Here is a 17,616-nt window from a genome sequence, read left to right as displayed (position 1 = left end):
CGGCTTCTCCCTCGGCTTCTCCTGATCACGGAAGGTACTGCCAGATGCACGAACGTGAGGGCTCGCCCCGGTACGACCTGCTGGTCGTCGGCTCGGCCAACGCCGACCTGGTCGTCGGCGTGGACCGCCGCCCGGGGCCGGGGGAGACGGTGCTCGGTTCCGACCTCGTCGTCCACCCCGGCGGCAAGGGCGCCAACCAGGCGGTCGCCGCCGCCCGACTCGGTGCCCGCACGGCGCTGCTGGCGCGGGTCGGTGACGACGCCCACGGTCGGCTGCTGCTCGCCTCGCAGCAGGAGGCGGGTGTCGACACCGGCGGGGTGCTCGTGGGCGGCGCACCGACCGGGGTGGCCCTGATCACCGTCGACCCGTCGGGGGACAACAGCATCGTGGTCTCCCCGGGCGCCAACGCCCGGCTGACCCCGCAGGACATCAGGGCCGCCGGCCCCTTGTTCGCATCGGCCCGCGTCGTCTCCGTACAGTTGGAGATCCCGTTGGACACCGTCGCGGAAACGGCCCGCGCCCTCGCCCGGGGGGCGCGCCTGGTCCTCAATCCCTCGCCGCCCGCGCCGCTTCCCGAGGAAGTGCTGGCCGCCTGCGACCCCCTGGTGGTCAACGAGCACGAGGCGCGATACATCCTCGGGGACGGCGCCGGCAGCACCCCGGAGTCCTGGGCGAAGGGCCTCACCGCGCTCGGTCCCCGCTCGGTCGTGATCACCCTGGGCGCGGACGGCGCGCTCGTCTCCGACACCAGGGCCGGCGACCCCGTGAGGGTGCCCAGCCCGCAGGTCGACGCCGTGGACACCACGGGCGCGGGCGACGCGTTCACCGCCGCGCTCGCCTGGCGGCTCGGCCTGGGCGAGGAACTGACCGAGGCCGCCGCGTTCGCCGTTCGGGTCGGCGCGGCAGCCGTCACCAGGAAGGGCGCGCAGGTGTCCTTCCCGACCGCCGAGGAGGTCTCCGCACTGTGAAGAGGTCCGGAATCCTGAACCGACACCTCGCGGGAGCCCTGGCCGAACTCGGCCACGGCGACGGCGTCCTGATCTGCGATGTGGGCATGCCCATCCCACCGGGGCCGCGCGTGGTCGACCTGGCCTTCCGGGCCGGAGTCCCGTCGTTCGCCGAGGTCCTGGACGGCCTGCTGGAGGAACTCGTCGTGGAGGGCGCGACGGCGGCAGAGGAGGTACGGGAGGCCAATCCGGAAGCCTCCGGTCTCCTGACCTCCCGCCTCCCGGGTCTGACGCACGTGTCGCACGAGGAACTGAAGGCGCTCACCGCGTCCGCCCGGCTGGTGGTGCGGACGGGGGAGGCCCGTCCGTACGCGAACGTGCTGCTGAGGTGCGGGGTCTTCTTCTGATCCGGGTTCATCGGGACGGACCGAACAACTCGTCCAGGTGGTGGCGGAGGACCGCCGAGGCGACCTCGCCGGTGCGCTGACCACCGAGCACGCTGGAGCCGAGGCCGTTGACCATGGCCAGCAGCCCGGCCGCCGTTATGGCGGGGTCCTTCTCGGGAGCGATCGCACCGGCCTCCTGCGCCGCCCGGAGCTGTGCGGTGAGGAAGCCTTCCAGCCGGTCGGGCTGCGGCGTCGCGTGCTCCTCCAACGAGCGGTCACCGAGCACGAGGGTGTAGTAGGCGGCATAGATCCGGGTGATCCGGCGGCTCTCCTCGTCCGTCGGCAGGATGCTGGTGAGGATCGCGGTGACCGTGGAACGTGGCTGCGGCGGCGAGCCGGCCGCGCGGACCCAACGGTCCATACGGGCCTGGAGTTGGGCACCGAGCCGGGCGAACGCGTCCACCAACAGGGCCTGTTTGGTCGTGAAGTAGTACTGCACCAGCCGCAGGGAGACGCCCGCCTCGGCGGCGACCACCCGCATGCTCGCCGACTGGAGCCCTTCGGTAGCGGCGATGCGCAGCAGGGCCTCCGCGATCTGCTTTCTGCGTTCCTCATGATCGACGCGCGCGGCGATGGTCCTACCTCCTCGTAGTGGTACACCTGTACCACTGTGTGATACGTCTGTACCATGAGCATAGGCGAGTTCAGGAACGTCAAGGCCCGCGAGCGCTTCCACGCCGTCTACGGGCGGCTCCTCGACCAGCTGTGGTCGGCCCCCAGGGACACCATCGACCTACCCACGTCCTTCGGTACCACCCGCGTCCACCGTGCCGGGCCCCCCGGCCCCGACCCGGTCGTCCTGCTGCCGGGCGCCAACGGCAACTCCCTGATGTGGCACCGGTACATCGCCCCGCTTGCCCGCCATCGCACGGTGATCGCCGTCGACACCGTCGGTGAGCCGGGTGCCAGCGTCCAAAGAGCACCTCTCACCGGCGCCGAGGACGGAGCCCGCTGGCTGGAAGAGGTACTGGCCGGGACGGAAGCGACCGCCGCCCATCTCGTCGGCTGCTCCTACGGCGGCTGGCTGGCGCTCGGCCACCAGATCCACCGCCCTGGCCGCACCGCCGCCCTCACTCTCCTGGAGCCGGCGGGGTTCGCCGACCCGGGCCGCCGCTTCTACGCCTGGCTCATCGCGGGCGGCCTGGCGGGCACGGCGCCCCGGCCGTTGCGGCCTTGGCTGGCGCGTAGGGTCGGGAACAGCGCCATCCTGGAGACCGAGCTGATGGAGTTGGGGCGTGCCTCCATCGGGTTCCGGCGCGCCCTCCCGCCGGCCCGGGTCTTCTCCGACGAGGAGCTGCGCCGGGTGCGGGTCCCCTCGCTCTTCCTGCTCGGTGAACGGAGCGCTCTGCACGACCCACGCCAGGTCGCCGGCCGGGTGCGTGCCCTCGTGCCCGCCGCCGATGTGGAGATCGTGCCCGCGGCGACCCACGCCTTGCCGACCGATGACCCGGAGCTGATGGTCGCCCGAATCCTGCGGGGCGCGGTGGTGTGACGACTGAACTCGCTGAGGGCGGTGTTCTCTGATGCTCCCTCAGGTGTGAGAGAGGGCGTCCACCAGCTCCGCCAGCGCAGAGGCCAGAGCTTCGAGCCCCGGGCCTGGCGGGCCGCCCGGTTCGGTCATGTACAGGTCGCGCCGGATCTCGATCATCAGCGCGCTGACCCGCCGGTCCGTCCCGTAGTGCCTCAACGGCACGTACGTACCGGGGAAGGGGCTGTTGAGCCCCGTGCCGCCGAATCGGGAGAACGCCGCCTCCGCCCGGGCCCGCAGCTCGGGCGGTGTGTGGAAGGGGTCGGTTCCGAGGCAGACCGGAGGACGCGGGCCGGTGCCGTGCAGTTCGTACGGGAGCGCGGTGGCCGGGTAGGAGTGGACGTCGATGACGACGGCGCGGCCCGTCGCGGCGAGCCGTTCGTCGACGGCCGCCGTCATCGCCCGGGCGTACGGGTGGAAGTACCGGTCGAGCAGCGGCTCGGGGTCCGTGCCGGGCGCGCGGAGCGGCTTCCGGTGCGTGGTGCGGGTGTAGACCGCGCCCATGCCGACGGCCAGCATCTCCTCGCGGTCGTCGGGGAACCGCTCGGGGTCGACGACCAGCCGGGACAGGCCGTTGACGAAGCGCCAGGGCGTCACCGCGCAGGCCTCGGCCGCCCGGGCGGCCAGTTCGGCCGTGTGGGAGTCCGTGATGCGGCCCAGTTCGGCTTCCAGCGCCTCGTCATCGAGCACGATGCCGTCGCGTACCCGCTCGGGAATGACCCGGGAGGAGTGCGGGACGTGCAGCAGCACCGGTGATCCGAGGGCGCCCGGCGCGAGCTGGAAAGGTGCGGAGCCAGGGCTCAACCGTCGTTCCTCGTACGTGTGGAGGGGCGGCCGGGGAGCCGAGCGCGCCCGAGACTCCGGCAGCCCTGGACTGCGGGCGATGAGATCGTACGCGGCCCCCGGCCCCGTCGGTGGGGCCGGGGGCCGGAAACCCGTACCGGAGGTCAGCCGGCCCAGACCTCGGCGTCGTCGGCCGGGACGGTGGTGGCGAGCTTCAGCTCCTTGCGGGCGGCGACCGTCTTGTTCGGGTCGATGCCGGTGAAAGCCGTGTCGTAGGCGATGTAGAAGTCGTCCGCGTTACCGGCGGTGGCCGCGTCCTCCCATGCCTCCGCGGTCTCCGTCAGCTGCGAGCGGAGCTTGACGGTCTCCGGCTGCTCCACGCCCTTCAGGTTCGTCAGGTGGGCGTTCAGCGCGGTCGACACGGCCTTGGCCTGCTTCTTGTAGCCGTCCAGGTCCTTCTCGGGGTCCTCCGACTCGGGCTGGTTGCTCCACAGTGCCTCGTAGACGCCGTTCGCGCCCTTCAGGTACGCGAGCTGGTCGGCGTCCAGGGCCTCGTTCTTGAGCGAACCCGTGAACGTGCCCGTCTGCTTGGCGTAGGTGCAGCTAACGGACCGGTCGCCGGTCTTCCAGCTCTCGCTGGTGGGGTAGTAGTAGAAGAGCTCGACGTCCTTGGGGATCGCCCAGGTGTCGGAGACGAACTTCTGCGACACCACGGGGCATCGCTCGTCGGCGATCTTCGAGGCACCCTCGTCGCCCGGGTACGCCGACTCGCCTTCGATGCTGAACCCACCGACGACCTGGCCCTCGTGCGCCTCCTCGCACGGCACGATCTCGACGCTGAACTCCTCGCTCGCCGTTGCCTTGCTGTTCGGGTTGTAGCAGTCTCCCGTTTCGAGCGAGAAGACCGACCGCTGACGAACGACCTTCTTGGCGCCGGCCGTGGCGCTGTCGATGGCGTCGGAGCATCCGACCGCGCCTATCGCGAGAACGGCGACGGCGGCGGAGAGGCCGCGTGCTGAACGGGACGTGACACCGAGAAACATGACGTGGGCATCCTCAAACGCAAGTGCTAATAAGAACAGGTGTGCGCATCGTATGGCATAAATGTGACCGTGCTGTGCACGTAGCCGCCACCCTCCGGGGGTACCGGCGCCGGGCCCTGAGCGGGCCGTCATCAGTTCGTCGAGTGGACCTCGGTCCTGGATTCGGAGCACGCATGAGAACACTGCAGACCGCGGCACTCCTGGCCTCGGCCGGTGGAGCGGCCCTGATGGCCGGGCTGTTCACCGCCTTCGCGTACGCCGTCATGCCCGGCCTCTCCCGCACCGAGGACCGGGCGTTCGTCCAGAGCATGCAGCACATCAACCGGGCGATCATCAACGTCTGGTTCCTCCTGCCCTTCCTCCTGCCGCTGCCGCTGCTGGTCCTGTCGACGGTCCTCGCGGCGAAGGATCACGGTCCGGGGGCTCTGCCCTGGATCATCGCGGGGCTCGTGCTGTACGCGGCGGCGTTCCTCGTCACCGGGACACGGAACGTCCCGCTGAACGACGCACTCGACAAGGTGCCGGCGGACACGACCGCCGACGGGTTCCGGGAGGCACGCACCGCGTTCGAGGACCGCTGGGTCAGGTGGAACACCGTCCGTGCGGTCCTCCACACCGCGTCCCTCGGCACGTTGCTCTGGGCGCTCCACCTCCACGGGGCCGCCGGTACGTGACCCCTGGTGCACTCCTCTCGTTGGGCGGTCATGCACGAGTGCCCGCCACCGAGTCCGGCGCCGAAACCACCGGCCACGCTGCCGGGCCGGGCCCCCGGGGGCCCGCTGCCGTGGCCGGCGGCGGTCGCCGTGGCCTTCGCCGTCGTCCAACTGGCCGCCGTCGTACCGGGCTCAGGGCTGGGGTGGGACGAGACGGTCTACGTCAGCCAGGTCGGCGGCAACGCCCCGCCCGCCTTCTTCAGCGCCCCCCGCGCACGCGGGATCTCCTATCTGGTCGCCCCCGCGGCGGCGCTCACCGCATCCACCACCGCGCTCCGGATCTACCTCGCACTGCTGTCCGCCGCCGCGCTGTTCGCCGCCCTCCGGATCTGGCGGAAGGTGCTGCCCACGCCCGTCCTCGCAGGGGCGGGCGCACTGTTCGCAGGCCTGTGGCCGACCTTGTTCTACGGGCCCACGGCGATGCCCAACCTGTGGTGCGCCTTGGGCGCCCTGGCCGCGACCGGCTGGGTCGCGAGGGCACTGCACGGCACCCCCGGCCGTGCGGAGACGGCCGGCGCGGGAGCCGCCGTGGCGCTGGTCGCGCTCATGCGGCCCGCCGACGGATTCTGGCTCGCGCTGCCGACGGCGGTCGCCGCCGTCCTGCTGCCCGGCCGGCGACTGCCGGGACTCTGCGCCGCGATCACCGGCGGGCTCGTGGTGGGCTGCGCGCCCTGGGCCGCCGAGGCGTACGCACGCTACGGGGGCCTCGTCGCCCGGCTGCACCGGGCCGGCGAGATCCAGGGCGGGCTCGGGTGGAACGTCGCCGTGGACGACCATCTGAGGGCCCTGGCCGGCCGGACCCTGTGCCGTCCCTGCGACATCGGCTGGGAGAGCCCGGGCACGGCGGTGTGGTGGGCGGCGCTGCCCTTCCTCGTGGCCGGCGGGATCATGTCCGCCCGGCGTGCGGGCCGGGGTGCCACGGCGCTGCTGGCGACGGCGACCGGGGTCTCGACGGCGGTCCCGTACCTGTTCCTGGTCGAATACGCCGCACCCCGGTTCCTGCTCCCCGCCTACGCGCTGCTGGCCGTGCCCGTCGCCGAACACCTGGTGCACCTCTTCGCCCGCGCACGGACCACCCGCCGCCCGGCGGTTGCGGTGGCGCTGGCCCTCGCACTGACGGCCCATCTCACCGTCCAGCTCTCCGTGCTCAGCCACGTGATGCGCACCAGCCGCGCCACGAGTGCGCGATTCGCCTCCGTGGCAGCTGAGTTGCACCGGCTCGGGGTACGCCCGCCGTGCGTGGTCAGCGGGGACGACGCCGTGCCGATCGCCTACTACGCGGGCTGCGCCTCACGCCAGACCGGCGGGCATGACGCCGCCCTCACTCCCGAGGCCCTCCTCGTCCTCGCGCGCCGCGTGCCGACAGCGGTGCTGGCGGCCGAGGACGCCGAACGGCCACGGGGCACCGACGGAGCGCGGACGGTCCTCCCGGCGCCCGGCCGTGGCTCCGGGCCCTACGTGACGTATCTGCTGCCGGGCCGGGTCACGGGCGACCGAGGTCTCCCGGAGCGTCAGGATGCGCTGTCCGCCACGCCGCCATCGAGCGGTCCCACTCGTCACCGGAGAGAGCGGTGAGGGAGGCCGGGAACAGGCCGTCCTCCTCCTTGGCGATGTGGTGGTGCAACTCGCCGACGGCATGTCGGAGTTGCGCGACGTCCTCGGCGCTGCCCAGGTCGACACGGTCGAGGAACGCGGCGAGCTCGCGGTGCTCCCGCACCAGGGCGTCGATGTAGTCGGCGTACTCCGTATCGCCGCCCATCACCGCGAAGAGCCCCTTCTCCTCGCCCTGCCAATGGGCGAGGAGCTCCCGCCTCATCCGGACGACCAGCTCCCCGGCGACTCCCGGATCGCCGTGGTCAAGGGCGCGCAGGGCGTCCCCGGCCGTGTCGGTGACGGACTCGTGCTCCGCGATGAACTCCTTGATCAGAGGGATCTCGCGGCAGCCGCAGTAGTGGCACATGCGGTCACCGTAACCCGATTCATGCGGTATGGGTGATATCTGATGTTCGGTGTGCGGGCCCGGCCGTCAGCTCGGGCTGCCCGGTGGGCCGGGCGCGCGCCGGCCTCCAGATGCGAAGCCTCCGGACCCTCTCGTCAATCCTCAACAACTGGCCTGATGGTTAGGTAAGTTGGCGCCGACGGCGATCTCTGTCGTCGCGGCATCCAGCACTGAGCGGTCGTATGCGGAGGCGTACATGAGTGAGCAGCAGCAGTCGCCCGTCACCCCGGAAGAGGTGACGGTCCCGGAGTCGGTGTCGGACAGGATCGACACCACGCGGCCGCACTCCGCCCGCTTCTGGAACTACTTCGTCGGCGGCAAGGACCATTACGAGGTCGACCGTGAGATAGGCGACCAGATCAAGGAGCTCTTCCCCGGCCTGGTCGACGTGGCGATGGCGGGACGCCAGTTCCTGCGCCGCTCGGTGCGGCATCTCGTGGAGGAACGGGGGATCCGGCAGTTCCTCGACATCGGGACCGGCCTGCCGACGGCGGACAACACCCACCAGGTGGCCCAGAGCCTCGCCCCCGACGCACGCATCGTCTACGTGGACAACGACCCGCTGGTGCTGGCCCACGCGCGCGCCCTCCTCACCAGCACGCCCGAGGGGCGCACGGACTACCTCGACGCCGACCTCTATCAGCCCGGGGCGATTCTCGCCGAGGCCGCGAAGACGCTGGACCTCGACAAACCGGTGGCGTTGATGCTCCTCAGCATCCTCGGCCACGCCGGTGACTTCGGCCGGGCCCGGGACGTGGTCGGCGAGCTCATGGCTGCGCTGCCGTCGGGCAGTCACCTCGTGGTGTACGACGCGTCGCGTACCAGCGAGGGAATCATCGCCGCCGAGAAGGCGTACACGGAAAGCGGGGCGGTGCCGTACCACGTGCGTGAGCCCGCCGAGATCGCCACGCTGTTCGACGGCCTCCAGTGGGTCGAGCCCGGTTTCGTACGGCTCAGTGAGTGGCACCCCGACGCGGAGAGCGCCACCCTGCCCGTGGACGTGGACGCCTTCGGCGGGGTCGGGTACAAGGCGTAGCGGGCACGGAGCGACCGCCGCACCGACGGGCCCGCGCCCGCGCGCACCGGCTGCAGCCGGAAGTGCGTGCGGGGTGGGGCCGCCGTCGTTCGCCTACGCCTTGCGCGCGACAGCGCACCACATGGGCAGCGTGTCGTCCGAAGTGTCCGACGGGCCGGGGCGCCAGTGGGTCAGGGTGACCACGCCCGGGTCCAGGATCTCCAGGCCGTCGCAGAAGCGTTCGACCTCCTCCCGCGTACGCGGGGTGGCGGAGGCGTGGCTGGCGGCGCGTTCGTTGTAGATCCGCATGGACTCGGCGACCTCGGGCGCGGTGACGTCGGCGGCCGGGTGGGACAGCACGAGGTAGCTGCCCGGGGCGAGGCGGTCCAGGAGACGCCGGGTGATGTCCCACGGGTCCTCTGCGTCCTTGACGTACTGCAGGATCGCCACCAGCATCAGGCCCACCGGCCGGCTCAGATCCAGGGTGCGGGAGGCGGCGTCGAGGATCGCGTCCACGTCCCGCGCATCGGCCTGCACATAGTCCGTCTGCCCCTCGGGGCCGCTGACCAGCAGCGCCCTGGCATGGGTGAGCACGATCGGGTCGTTGTCGACGTACACGACCCGTGCTTCGGGGCGGGCCCGCTGCGCCACCTCGTGCGTGTTCTCGGCGGCGGGAATGCCCGTGCCGATGTCCAGGAACTGACGGACGCCGGCCGCCGTGAGGTGCCGCACGGCGCGGCCGAGGAAGGCCCGGTTCGCCCGGACCGACGGCACGATCGTCGGGTTCGCTCCCGCGGCGAGTTCGGCTGCCTCCTGGTCGACCGGATAGTGGTCCTTGCCGCCCAGCCAGACGTTGTAGACGCGGGCGGGATGCGCGTCCGTGGGGTGCGGCGTGGGCAGCGGGTACTCGTTCAACGTTCGTCACCTCGTGCGGGCGAGAGGCCAGGTCGGACTCGTGTTCGGCCACGGTACTACCCCGTGATCCACCGCCCGTTCCTGACGGGCGCCCACGTCCCGACGGGGCGTCAGGTGACGCTTGTGAAGCGGGTGGTCGGCAGCGCCAACCGCCCTGTCCGCTCGTGCCGACGGCAGGCTGGTTTTCGCGGCCCCCGACTCGCGGCGGGGGCCGGCCGGCCCTTCAGGCTGTCACGGCTTGCGGGCGAGACCGCCGTGCTCGCCGATGGGCCGGGGTGCGGGCGCGGTGGCGTCCGGGCGCCAGAGGGGGACCGACACGACTCCCGGTTCCAGGAGTTCGAAGCCGTCGAAGTACGCCGTGATCTGGTCGACGGGGCGCAGGAAGTAGGGGATGGCCCCGCTGTCGTTGTACGCGTCCTGGGCCCGCTCGTAGTCCGCGTCGACGCCCCGTGAACCGTCGTTGACGGCGAGGTAACTGCCGGAGGGCAGGCCGTCCATGAGGTGGGTGACGACGGCGCGCGCCTGGGCGTGGTCGGCGACGTGGCCCAGGATGTTGCTGAGGATCAGGGCGGTGGGGCGGCTCAGGTCCAGCGTCCTGGCGGCAGCCGACAGGATGCGGTCGGGGTCGGCCAGGTCGGCGTCGACGTAGTCGGTCGCGCCCTCGGGGGTCGAGGTGAGCAGGGCACGGGCGTGGGCGAGGACCAGGGGGTCGTGGTCGACGTAGACGATCCTGGCCTCGGGGGCGAGCCGCTGGGCGACCTCGTGGGTGTTGTCCTCGGTCGGCAGGCCGGTGCCGACGTCGAGGAACTGCCGGATGCCGGCCTCGCCGACCAGGTGGGCGATCGTGCGGCCCAGGAAGGCGCGGCTGCTGCGGGCCACGGTGACGATGCCCGGGAAGACGGCGCTGTAGGCGTCCCCGGCCTGCTCGTCGACGGGATAGTTGTCCTTGCCGCCCAGCCAGTAGTTCCAGATCCGGGCCGAGTGCGGCACCGATGTGTCTATCTGCTGCTGAGCGGAGCCGGGCACTGTCGCGTGGTCGGTCATGGGTGTCGTTCCGTCTTTCAACCGAGGCGTGAACCGTTCATCGCCCAATTTACGCCCCAAGGTTCCCGATGGGCACAGCAGTTCAGCTCCATGGCCGTCAGCCCTTGCTGCCGTTGCCCAGCACCCCGGTGGTGTAGGCGGTCAGGTCCTGCCGCATCTGCTGCGGTGTCACGCGCTGTACACCCATGAGGTGCTCGACCAGGTCGGCGCGCGTCGCGGCCAGGAGTGCGTGTGCCGTGAAGTCAGCGGCGCGTACGGACGGGATCCGCTCCAATGTCTCCTTGAGCGTGCTGTGCCACCACGCGTAGTGCCCCGCCGCATAGGGGCTCCCACTGCCGGTTTCCTCCAGGGCCAGCGCCAGGTGGCGGTTGTCCAGCTTGAAGCCCAGCACCGCGTCCAGCAGGGCCGGTACGCGTTCGTGGGGCGGGGTCGAGGGGCCGAGGGGGGCGGGGCCCGACTCCACGGCCTCGCGCACCGGTTGGATGCGGGCTTCGTGCAGGGCCTGGATCAGGCCGGTCCGGTCGCCGAAGCGGCGGAACAGAGTGCCTTTGCCGACTCCGGCGGCCGCCGCGACCTCGTCCATGGACACGCTGCGCGGACTGTCGCTGCGCGCGAAGAGGGCGTCGGCCGCGGCCAGGACGGCCTCACGGTTACGGACGGCGTCGGCGCGCTCCTTGCGCTCGGGCATGACCTCTCCAGTTGCTAAGCGGACCATCGGTCCGTATTGTTTGGAGCAAGCGGACCAACGGTCCGTATCTTCGTATCCTAGGGGAGATGATGCGCATGAGTGATGCCATGAGCCCGGCGGACCTGTACCGCCACAGCCTGAGGCTCCTGCTGGACAAGGACATCGACGCCTGGATCGCCCTGGTCGACGACCACGCGCTGTTCGAATTCCCCTACGCCCCGGACGGCTTCCCGTCGAAGCTGGAGGGCAAGGAGGACGTCGCCGCGTACATGCGGGGCTATCCCGACTCCATCGACCTGCGTGAGGTCGTGGGGCTGCAGATCCACGAACTGCGGGACGGGAACACCGTCGTCGCCGAATGGCGCGGAGTGGGCCGCATCGTCGCCACCGGCGCTCCGTACGAGATGCCCTACGTCGCCGTGGTCACCGTCAAGGGCGGCCGGATCACGGGATACCGGGACTACTGGAACCCGCTCGCCATCCCCGGTTCCCCCGCCGACGCCGTGTTCTTCGGCGCGGCCTCCGACGCCGCATGAGGAGTGACATGTCCGATCACACATTGGTCATCGGAGCTACGGGCACCACGGGCAGCCGGGTCGCCCGCCGGCTCGTCGCGCAGGGCCACCCCACCGTACGGGCCTCCCGTACGCCCGACCTGTCGGCGGGCGCGCGGGCCGTACGTTTCGACTGGTACGACCCTGCCGGCCACGCCCCCGCGCTGCGTGGCATCGACCGCGTCTACCTCGTACCCCCGATCGGCGACCCCGAGCCCGCCGCCGTCATGCGGCCCTTCCTGGAACAGGCGCGTGCTGCCGGAGTGCGACGCGCGGTGCTGCTCAGCTCGTCGGCGATTCCCGCCGGAGGGCCGGGAGCGGGACGGGTTCACGAGCTGCTGGCCGACGGTCTGTTCGAGGAGTGGGCCGTCCTGCGGCCGTCCTGGTTCATGCAGAACTTCACCGGCAGCCATCTGCACGCCCGGAGCCTGCGGGCGGACGGCGTGGTGGCCAGTGCGACGGGTGACGGGCGTGTCGGCTTCGTCGATGCCGAGGACATCGCGGCCGTCGCCGTGCGGGCACTGACCGACGCGGTGGCGCCCGGCACGGACCTGGTGCTCACCGGCCCCGAGGCGCTGAGCTACGACGAGGTCGTGGCCCTCGTGGGCGAGGTCACCGGGCTGCCCGCCGCGCACCGGAGGCTCACCGGCGAGCAGATGCGCGACCGTCTGACCGCCGAGGGCATCCCGGCGGAGTTCGCGGCCGTGCTCGCCGGCATGGACCAAGCCATCGCAGGGGGCGCGGAGGACCGCGTCACCGACACCGTCGCGCGGATGACGGGCCGGCCCGCCCTCGGCTTCCGCGCCCACCTGGAGGCGGCGACGACGGCCTGACCAGCCGGTCGCCCGAGGGTCAGGCGGCGGAGGGGGTACGGATGGCGGCGATGTCGAACTGCAGACGGAGCCTCTCGCTGACCATGGCGCCGCCCTCGGCGAGCCGGGCGTTGTAGGTCAGGCCCCAGTCGGAACGGTTGATGGTCGTGGTCCCGTCGAACCCGACGCGCTCGTACCCGAACGGGTCGGTGACGTAACCGATGTACGTGAGGTCCAGGACCACGGGCCCGGTGATGCCCCGGATGGTGAGGTCGCCGGTCATGCGGTAGACGTCCTTGCCGATCAGCTGCACGGCGGTGCTGGTGAAGCTCAGGCGGGGGTGCGTCCTGGCGTCCAGGAATTCACGGCCGATCAGGTGCGCGTCGCGCTGCTCCACACCCGTGTCGACACTCGCCGTGACCAGCGAGATCTCGGCCCGGGAGCGCTCCGGGCGACGCCCGTCGAAGTAGAGGCGGCTCTCGTACTCCAGGAACGCGCCGCGCACCGTCGTCACCATGGCGTGCCGGACCGAGAAACCGATCCTGCTGTGTGCGGGGTCGATCATCCACTCTCCGGTGAGGGCCGCCAGCCGGGGGTCGGGCTGGACCGCCGCAGCGGTGGTCGTCGGGGCGGCTGCTGGCTCCTCCGTACGGGGCTCCGGACGTCGGAGCATGGAGCTGCGGCTGAAGAGGTTCATGAAACAGTTAGTTACGCCGAGGCGCGCGGCACCCGCAAGAGCTGATCAAGGAACCCGAACATTCATGGTCAGACCTTCACAGGGTGCGTGAGGCGGGCGGCAGGAACCTCCCGCCTACGGTTTCCGTCCACGAAAAGGCATCATGCACGCATGATCACCATTCATCTGAAGTACGAGATCGACGCCGAGAAGCTCGAGGCCTTCGAGGAGTACGGTCGCCGCTGGGTCCGGCTCGTCAACCGTTTCGGCGGGACCCATCACGGTTACTTCCTGCCGAGTGAGAGCGACAGCGACATCGCCTACGCTCTGTTCTCCTTTCCCAGTCTGTCCGCGTACGAGCAGTACCGTTCGGACAGCATGGTCGACCCGGAGTGCCAGGAAGCGTTCGAACTGGCCCGCGCGACCCGCTGCATCAAGCGCTACGAACGCCGCTTCCTCCGGCCGCTCGACACTCCGTCCTAGCCCGGCGGGCGGTACGTGCCTTTCTACCGCATGGCCATGGAGCGGATCCGGGACCGGCAGAACAGGAGCGAAGACACCCAACAGGCCTTCCTCCTATGGGTGCGTGTCGAGGTCCCGTCCGACCACCGTGCCCTCGCCCAGAAGATCGTGAACGGCGTGTACGCGCAGACGGGTGCCGCCGAGACCGTGCGGTCGGGCTGATCACGTCGCCCACGGGATCACGAGGTGCAGGTGGGCAGGACGGCCGTGAGCTGGGTCAGATGGTCGGGGTGGACGCGGATCCCGGGGAGCCAGAGCTGCTTCTCGTCGTACGTGGTCCGGATCCAGATGCTGGTGTGCTTGTGGTTCTCGTCGGTGACGGTGACGCCGTCGGCGATGGTGCAGGTGGCATGGAGGAGGTCGTTGTGCCAGACCCGACCGGCGGAGTTGGTGGTGTTGTAAGGGCGGTAGGGGTCGTAGGCCAGGGAGAGCGCGCAGTGCGTCGTGCGGGGTTTCTGGCAGGCCTTCTCGACGTTGTGGACGAGCACGCCGGCCTGACTGCTCCCGTTCGCGCCGCCCTTCGTCCCCTGGACGCTGCCCGGGGAGGGGACGCCACCGGGCATGTCGTGCGAGGGGAGGAGCAGGAGCCCGGCGGTCACGAGTGCCCCGACGGCGGCCGTAGCCGTGGCTACGGCCGCACGGCCGGTCAGGAGATCGCGGGGTACGGGCAGAGTGCCGCGCCGCGACCGCCACCACCCCGGACCGGACAGGTGTGACGGACCGGCGGCCGCAGCGGGGGCGGCGCCGGTGCCGCCGCCGGTGTCCGTGGTGTCCGTGGTGTCGGCGGTGAGGTCTCGCTCGTCGGGTGGTGAGCTCCCGATCGCTTCCCACAGCACGCGGTACGGGACGGGGTCCGCCCCCAGTGCCCGGCACAGGTCCCTCACCGCTGACCAGGGAGGCACGGTCTCGCCACGGAAGTAGCGGGAGAGCGACGAGTCACTGATGCGGACCTCGGTCTCCAGGCTGCGCAGTGTGCGCCCTGATCGCTGCTGGAGGCGCCGCAGCGCCGCTCCGAGCTCGCGTGCCGCCGTACGGTGGTCAGGTCGTTGGCCGGTCATCGAGAAGCAGCCCCTTCGCTGGGCGGGGCAACGGCGTCCCGCAGGCTTTCCCATGTCCCGGGACAGGCACGTCCCGGCAGGTCGGGACTGTATTTATCCCGACATCGGTGAAGCAAGCGGGATCTCGTCGTGGGGGTGCCGCTTCCTGTGCAAACTCTGCGTACCGGCTGAGAGCAGATCACCCCCAGGGGTGAGCGTGCCGGTGGTCGTGACCTCGTCGGCGGACGCCGAGGGGACCCGGCTTCGAACCCCTACCGGAAGGATCTTCATCATGCGTGTACGCATCGCACTGTCCGCTTTCGCAGCCGTCACCGTGGCCGGGCTCGGCCTGGCCGCGGCGGTACCCGCCGTCGCGGCATCCGCCTCGGCACCCCAGGTGACCGCTGTGCAGGCGGCCGACGGCCTCAACGTCCACCGCGAGAAGTTCATGACCCTGAACGGCTGCCAGACGGCCGGTCAGCAGGGCATCGACCGTGGGCACTGGGATCGCTACCAGTGCGCCGAGGGCAACGCGTGGCCCTGGGTGTGGAACCTGTGGACCAACCGCTGACCGCCGGGCGCCCGCCGGTGGCCTCCCCTCGGGGGAGGAGGGCACCGGCGGCCCGTCCGGGCCGCATCACCTGTCCGGGATCCGGGCCGGAATCCGCCTGACGGGACCGGCACTGCGCTGATCCGCGGAGAGGGGGGCGGCTCGGCGGCACCGGAACAGCAAGGAGCCTTCCGGCACCACCACGGCAGGCGCGGCAGGCTCCTTGCTGTGGTGGTGCCCGACCTGATGTGCTGCCCGCCCCGGTCAGCGTCGGGCACTCCCGTCCTGCTGTTGCCTTGTCTGGGCGTCGATCCGGGCGATCTCCACCCGGGCCCGCGCGATCACCGCGGCCAATCCGACGACCGCAGCGGACATCAGTACCATCACGAACGCAGTTGTACCGGCCACGCATCCCTCCCTTCGGTTGCAGCCTGTAATGAACTCGATACGTAGAGCATGCCCAGAGCTGCTGGACGGGACGCCGGCCGCCGGTGGTCGGCGCGAAGCCGACCTCATGGAGTACCGCCTCTCTCCTACATCCGGAATCCTGCGGGTCCGCGGACCGCGGCGGCGGCGAGCTCCTCGACCCGGGTGACGGATGCGGGCACACCGGGTGCTTGCTGGACCCAGGCCACGAACTCCGGGGGAGTGAGACCGGCCGGCGGCTTCCCCACGTAGGGGAGGGCGTACAGAGGGGTGTTGGGTTCGCTGCGCCAGCTGTCGGCCGAGGTGCCGAGGTCCACCGAGTCGAAGCCGAGGGCGTCCAGCAGGCCGGCCACCTCCTTCTTGGCGCCCGGGTCGTCACCGGACAGCGGCAGCGCGGTGCGGTCGTCGGAGCCGGCCGGGCGGAACAGGTCCAGCAGTTGCCTGGGGCCGATGCAGTGCAGTGCCTTCACCACTCGGGCATGCGCGAGATGGCGCTGCACCAGTTCGGTGGAGGTCAACTCGTTGTTGTCGAGCTCCGGGACGGTGAAGCCGGGATGCGGGGCGTAGTTCATCGGGTCGATCACGGTCTTGCCGGCGAGCTCCGCCCGGGGGAGCCGTTCGTGGGCGGCCAGCGGCACGGCCGCGAGGATCGGATCGCCGGCGCTCGCCGCCTCGGCCGGAGTTGCCGCGCGGGCCCGCTCACCCAGTTCGGCGACGAGTCCGGCCAGCGTCTCGGGGCCGCGTGAGTTGCTCAGGACGACGTTCAGGCCGGCGCCGACGGCGAGGCGGGCGACCCCGACGCCGACCATGCCGGTGCCGATGATGCCGAGGGTTGTTCTGCTCACTTCTGTTCTCCGTTCGGATTGCCCCGCCTCGCGACATCAGGTGGACAGGACGGTCCTCCCGGCGGGCTGTACCCATCACAGCCGTAGAGACCTGTGCGAACAATGAGCAGAAACGCCCGGCACCGATCACATCATGTGATAGATCGGGGTGATGGAACTGAGAGCACTGCGGTACTTCGCGACGGTTGCCGAGGAACTGCACTTCGGCCGGGCAGCGCAGCGGCTGCACATCGTGCAGCCGGCGGTGAGCCAGCAGATCGTCCGGCTCGAACGCGAACTCGGCGTGCGCCTGCTGGAACGCACCTCACGCCGGGTACGGCTCACCCCGGCCGGTCAACGGGTACTCGCCGCGGCCCGCGAGACCCTCGCCGCGGCGGCGCGGGTACGGGTGGCCGCCGGAGAACCGGCGGCCGTCCTGCGGATCGGGGTGGCGTCCTGCGCCACCCCGCGGCTCGACCGGGCGGTGAGCCGCCTGCGCGACGGCGAACGTCCCGCCGAGCCGGTACTGGTCGACCTGCCGGTGACCGCCCGCATCGAGGCCGTCCGCGACGGCGAGCTGGACCTGGCGCTGGTGCGGGGCGCGGTCGCATCGACGGCGGTGAGGGTGGTGCGGGCCTGGTCCGAGCCGCTGCACGCGGTGCTCGCCCGCGAACACCCGGCCGCCCCCAGGACCGCGGTCGGCCTGCGCGACCTCGATCCGTACGGTCTGCGGCTCGCCGCACGCGACAGTGACCCGCCGATGCACGACGCGATCCTCGCGGCCCTCCCTGTGGCTCCGCCTCGGCCACCCGCCGGGGACATGGTCAACCTGCTGTTCGAGGTGGGCCGGGACCCCGAGGGTTGGACACTGGTACCGGGTGAGCACTTCGCCGGTTCCCGCTCCGAGCGGGTGCACCACCTGCCGCTCGACCCGCCGGTGACGGTCGACGGCCACATCGTCACCTCACTCGCGACCCCTGAACCGTGCGTGCAGTCGTACGTGGCCGCTTTCGCGGACTGAACTCCAGCCCCTGGTACCTCGGATACCGGCGTGCGCCCTGGGCAGGAATGCCCGCGACGGAAATGACGGCGGA

At 71.1% G+C, this 17,616-nt stretch carries 22 protein-coding genes and 1 pseudogene; 12 read left to right on the top strand and 11 right to left on the bottom strand.

The genetic code is table 11. The annotated features are described in order from the left end of the window. Positions 1-44 precede the first annotated feature (44 nt). On the top strand, positions 45-968 hold the full coding sequence (locus ABT001_RS26510) for a ribokinase (RefSeq protein WP_351282210.1): 924 nt from the start codon (positions 45-47) through the stop codon (positions 966-968). Further along, positions 965-1,354 (top strand): D-ribose pyranase, encoded by a 390-nt coding sequence (gene rbsD, locus ABT001_RS26505; protein WP_351282208.1) that lies wholly within the window; start codon positions 965-967, stop codon positions 1,352-1,354. Before ABT001_RS26510 ends, rbsD begins: the two co-directional genes overlap by 4 nt. A gap of 7 nt (positions 1,355-1,361) precedes the next feature. Here rbsD and ABT001_RS26500 read toward each other — a convergent pair whose 3' ends face one another. Further along, on the bottom strand, positions 1,362-1,967 hold the full coding sequence (locus tag ABT001_RS26500) for a TetR/AcrR family transcriptional regulator (RefSeq protein WP_351282285.1): 606 nt from the start codon (positions 1,965-1,967) through the stop codon (positions 1,362-1,364). Between the two features lie 54 nt (positions 1,968-2,021). Here ABT001_RS26500 and ABT001_RS26495 point away from each other — a divergent pair, with 54 nt between their 5' ends. After that, positions 2,022-2,885, top strand: coding sequence for an alpha/beta fold hydrolase (locus ABT001_RS26495; RefSeq protein ID WP_351282205.1), 864 nt, complete (start codon positions 2,022-2,024; stop codon positions 2,883-2,885). Between the two features lie 39 nt (positions 2,886-2,924). Here ABT001_RS26495 and ABT001_RS26490 read toward each other — a convergent pair whose 3' ends face one another. Further along, entirely contained in the window at positions 2,925-3,725 is an 801-nt protein-coding gene (locus ABT001_RS26490) for an N-formylglutamate amidohydrolase (protein WP_351282202.1), read from the bottom strand. A gap of 143 nt (positions 3,726-3,868) precedes the next feature. Beyond that, complete coding sequence (locus ABT001_RS26485; protein WP_351282199.1) at positions 3,869-4,747, bottom strand: septum formation family protein; 879 nt, start codon at positions 4,745-4,747, stop codon at positions 3,869-3,871. Between the two features lie 173 nt (positions 4,748-4,920). On the opposite strand from ABT001_RS26485, the gene ABT001_RS26480 reads away from it, so the two are divergent. Together ABT001_RS26480 and ABT001_RS26475 are read left to right on the top strand one after the other, a co-directional pair. Further along, positions 4,921-5,421 (top strand): anthrone oxygenase family protein, encoded by a 501-nt coding sequence (locus tag ABT001_RS26480; RefSeq protein WP_351282197.1) that lies wholly within the window; start codon positions 4,921-4,923, stop codon positions 5,419-5,421. Positions 5,422-5,451: 30 nt separating this feature from the next. Further along, positions 5,452-7,035, top strand: a complete 1,584-nt coding sequence (locus tag ABT001_RS26475) for a hypothetical protein (protein WP_502967527.1) — start codon at positions 5,452-5,454, stop codon at positions 7,033-7,035. Here the strand turns inward: ABT001_RS26475 and ABT001_RS26470 are convergent. Continuing rightward, positions 6,944-7,420 carry a hemerythrin domain-containing protein gene (locus ABT001_RS26470; RefSeq protein WP_351282192.1) on the bottom strand — a complete coding sequence of 159 codons (477 nt, stop codon included), beginning with the start codon at positions 7,418-7,420 and terminating at the stop codon, positions 6,944-6,946. The two genes, ABT001_RS26475 and ABT001_RS26470, sit on opposite strands and share 92 nt — an antisense overlap. 235 nt (positions 7,421-7,655) lie before the next feature. Between ABT001_RS26470 and ABT001_RS26465 the strand changes: the two genes are divergently transcribed. Beyond that, entirely contained in the window at positions 7,656-8,495 is an 840-nt protein-coding gene (locus ABT001_RS26465) for an SAM-dependent methyltransferase (protein WP_351282189.1), read from the top strand. A 93-nt stretch (positions 8,496-8,588) separates the two neighbouring features. On the opposite strand, the gene ABT001_RS26460 is transcribed toward ABT001_RS26465, so the two are convergent. The 3 genes from ABT001_RS26460 to ABT001_RS26450 form a co-directional block, all read right to left on the bottom strand. Further along, on the bottom strand, positions 8,589-9,389 hold the full coding sequence (locus ABT001_RS26460; protein ID WP_351282186.1) for an SAM-dependent methyltransferase: 801 nt from the start codon (positions 9,387-9,389) through the stop codon (positions 8,589-8,591). Positions 9,390-9,620: 231 nt separating this feature from the next. After that, positions 9,621-10,433 carry an SAM-dependent methyltransferase gene (locus tag ABT001_RS26455; RefSeq protein ID WP_351282184.1) on the bottom strand — a complete coding sequence of 271 codons (813 nt, stop codon included), beginning with the start codon at positions 10,431-10,433 and terminating at the stop codon, positions 9,621-9,623. A gap of 97 nt (positions 10,434-10,530) precedes the next feature. After that, positions 10,531-11,121 (bottom strand): TetR/AcrR family transcriptional regulator, encoded by a 591-nt coding sequence (locus ABT001_RS26450; RefSeq protein ID WP_351282182.1) that lies wholly within the window; start codon positions 11,119-11,121, stop codon positions 10,531-10,533. A 95-nt stretch (positions 11,122-11,216) separates the two neighbouring features. Here ABT001_RS26450 and ABT001_RS26445 point away from each other — a divergent pair, with 95 nt between their 5' ends. Further along, positions 11,217-11,657 carry a nuclear transport factor 2 family protein gene (locus tag ABT001_RS26445; RefSeq protein WP_351282180.1) on the top strand — a complete coding sequence of 147 codons (441 nt, stop codon included), beginning with the start codon at positions 11,217-11,219 and terminating at the stop codon, positions 11,655-11,657. A gap of 8 nt (positions 11,658-11,665) precedes the next feature. Next, positions 11,666-12,508 carry an NAD(P)H-binding protein gene (locus ABT001_RS26440; RefSeq protein WP_351282177.1) on the top strand — a complete coding sequence of 281 codons (843 nt, stop codon included), beginning with the start codon at positions 11,666-11,668 and terminating at the stop codon, positions 12,506-12,508. 19 nt (positions 12,509-12,527) lie between these two features. Here ABT001_RS26440 and ABT001_RS26435 read toward each other — a convergent pair whose 3' ends face one another. After that, on the bottom strand, positions 12,528-13,184 hold the full coding sequence (locus ABT001_RS26435) for a YceI family protein (protein ID WP_351282175.1): 657 nt from the start codon (positions 13,182-13,184) through the stop codon (positions 12,528-12,530). A gap of 150 nt (positions 13,185-13,334) precedes the next feature. On the opposite strand from ABT001_RS26435, the gene ABT001_RS26430 reads away from it, so the two are divergent. Beyond that, the gene (locus tag ABT001_RS26430) at positions 13,335-13,646 is read left to right on the top strand and encodes an NIPSNAP family protein (RefSeq protein WP_351282172.1); all 312 of its coding nucleotides are present in this window, start codon (positions 13,335-13,337) and stop codon (positions 13,644-13,646) included. A 15-nt stretch (positions 13,647-13,661) separates the two neighbouring features. Beyond that, complete coding sequence (locus ABT001_RS26425; protein WP_351282171.1) at positions 13,662-13,847, top strand: hypothetical protein; 186 nt, start codon at positions 13,662-13,664, stop codon at positions 13,845-13,847. Between the two features lie 17 nt (positions 13,848-13,864). Here the strand turns inward: ABT001_RS26425 and ABT001_RS26420 are convergent, their stop codons facing one another. Continuing rightward, positions 13,865-14,743, bottom strand: a complete 879-nt coding sequence (locus ABT001_RS26420; protein ID WP_351282169.1) for a helix-turn-helix domain-containing protein — start codon at positions 14,741-14,743, stop codon at positions 13,865-13,867. 271 nt (positions 14,744-15,014) lie between these two features. On the opposite strand from ABT001_RS26420, the gene ABT001_RS26415 reads away from it, so the two are divergent. After that, positions 15,015-15,293: a hypothetical protein gene (locus ABT001_RS26415; protein ID WP_351282167.1), complete on the top strand. Its 279-nt coding sequence runs from the start codon at positions 15,015-15,017 to the stop codon at positions 15,291-15,293. Positions 15,294-15,536: 243 nt separating this feature from the next. Here the strand turns inward: ABT001_RS26415 and ABT001_RS26410 are convergent, their stop codons facing one another. Next, positions 15,537-15,680 carry a hypothetical protein gene (locus ABT001_RS26410; RefSeq protein ID WP_351282164.1) on the bottom strand — a complete coding sequence of 48 codons (144 nt, stop codon included), beginning with the start codon at positions 15,678-15,680 and terminating at the stop codon, positions 15,537-15,539. Between the two features lie 125 nt (positions 15,681-15,805). Beyond that, a pseudogene (locus ABT001_RS26405) lies at positions 15,806-16,549 on the bottom strand (NADPH-dependent F420 reductase); the annotation flags it as partial. Between the two features lie 145 nt (positions 16,550-16,694). On the opposite strand from ABT001_RS26405, the gene ABT001_RS26400 reads away from it, so the two are divergent. Beyond that, a complete protein-coding gene (locus ABT001_RS26400; protein ID WP_351282162.1) occupies positions 16,695-17,543 on the top strand; it encodes a LysR family transcriptional regulator in 849 nt (282 codons plus the stop codon). Positions 17,544-17,616 lie beyond the last annotated feature (73 nt).

Origin of the sequence: Streptomyces sp. NPDC002793 (genome assembly GCF_040295485.1) — a bacterium.
Lineage (GTDB): Bacteria > Actinomycetota > Actinomycetes > Streptomycetales > Streptomycetaceae > Streptomyces.
Note: the sequence above shows the minus strand (reverse complement) of the source record. Positions and strands in the feature narration are given on the sequence as shown.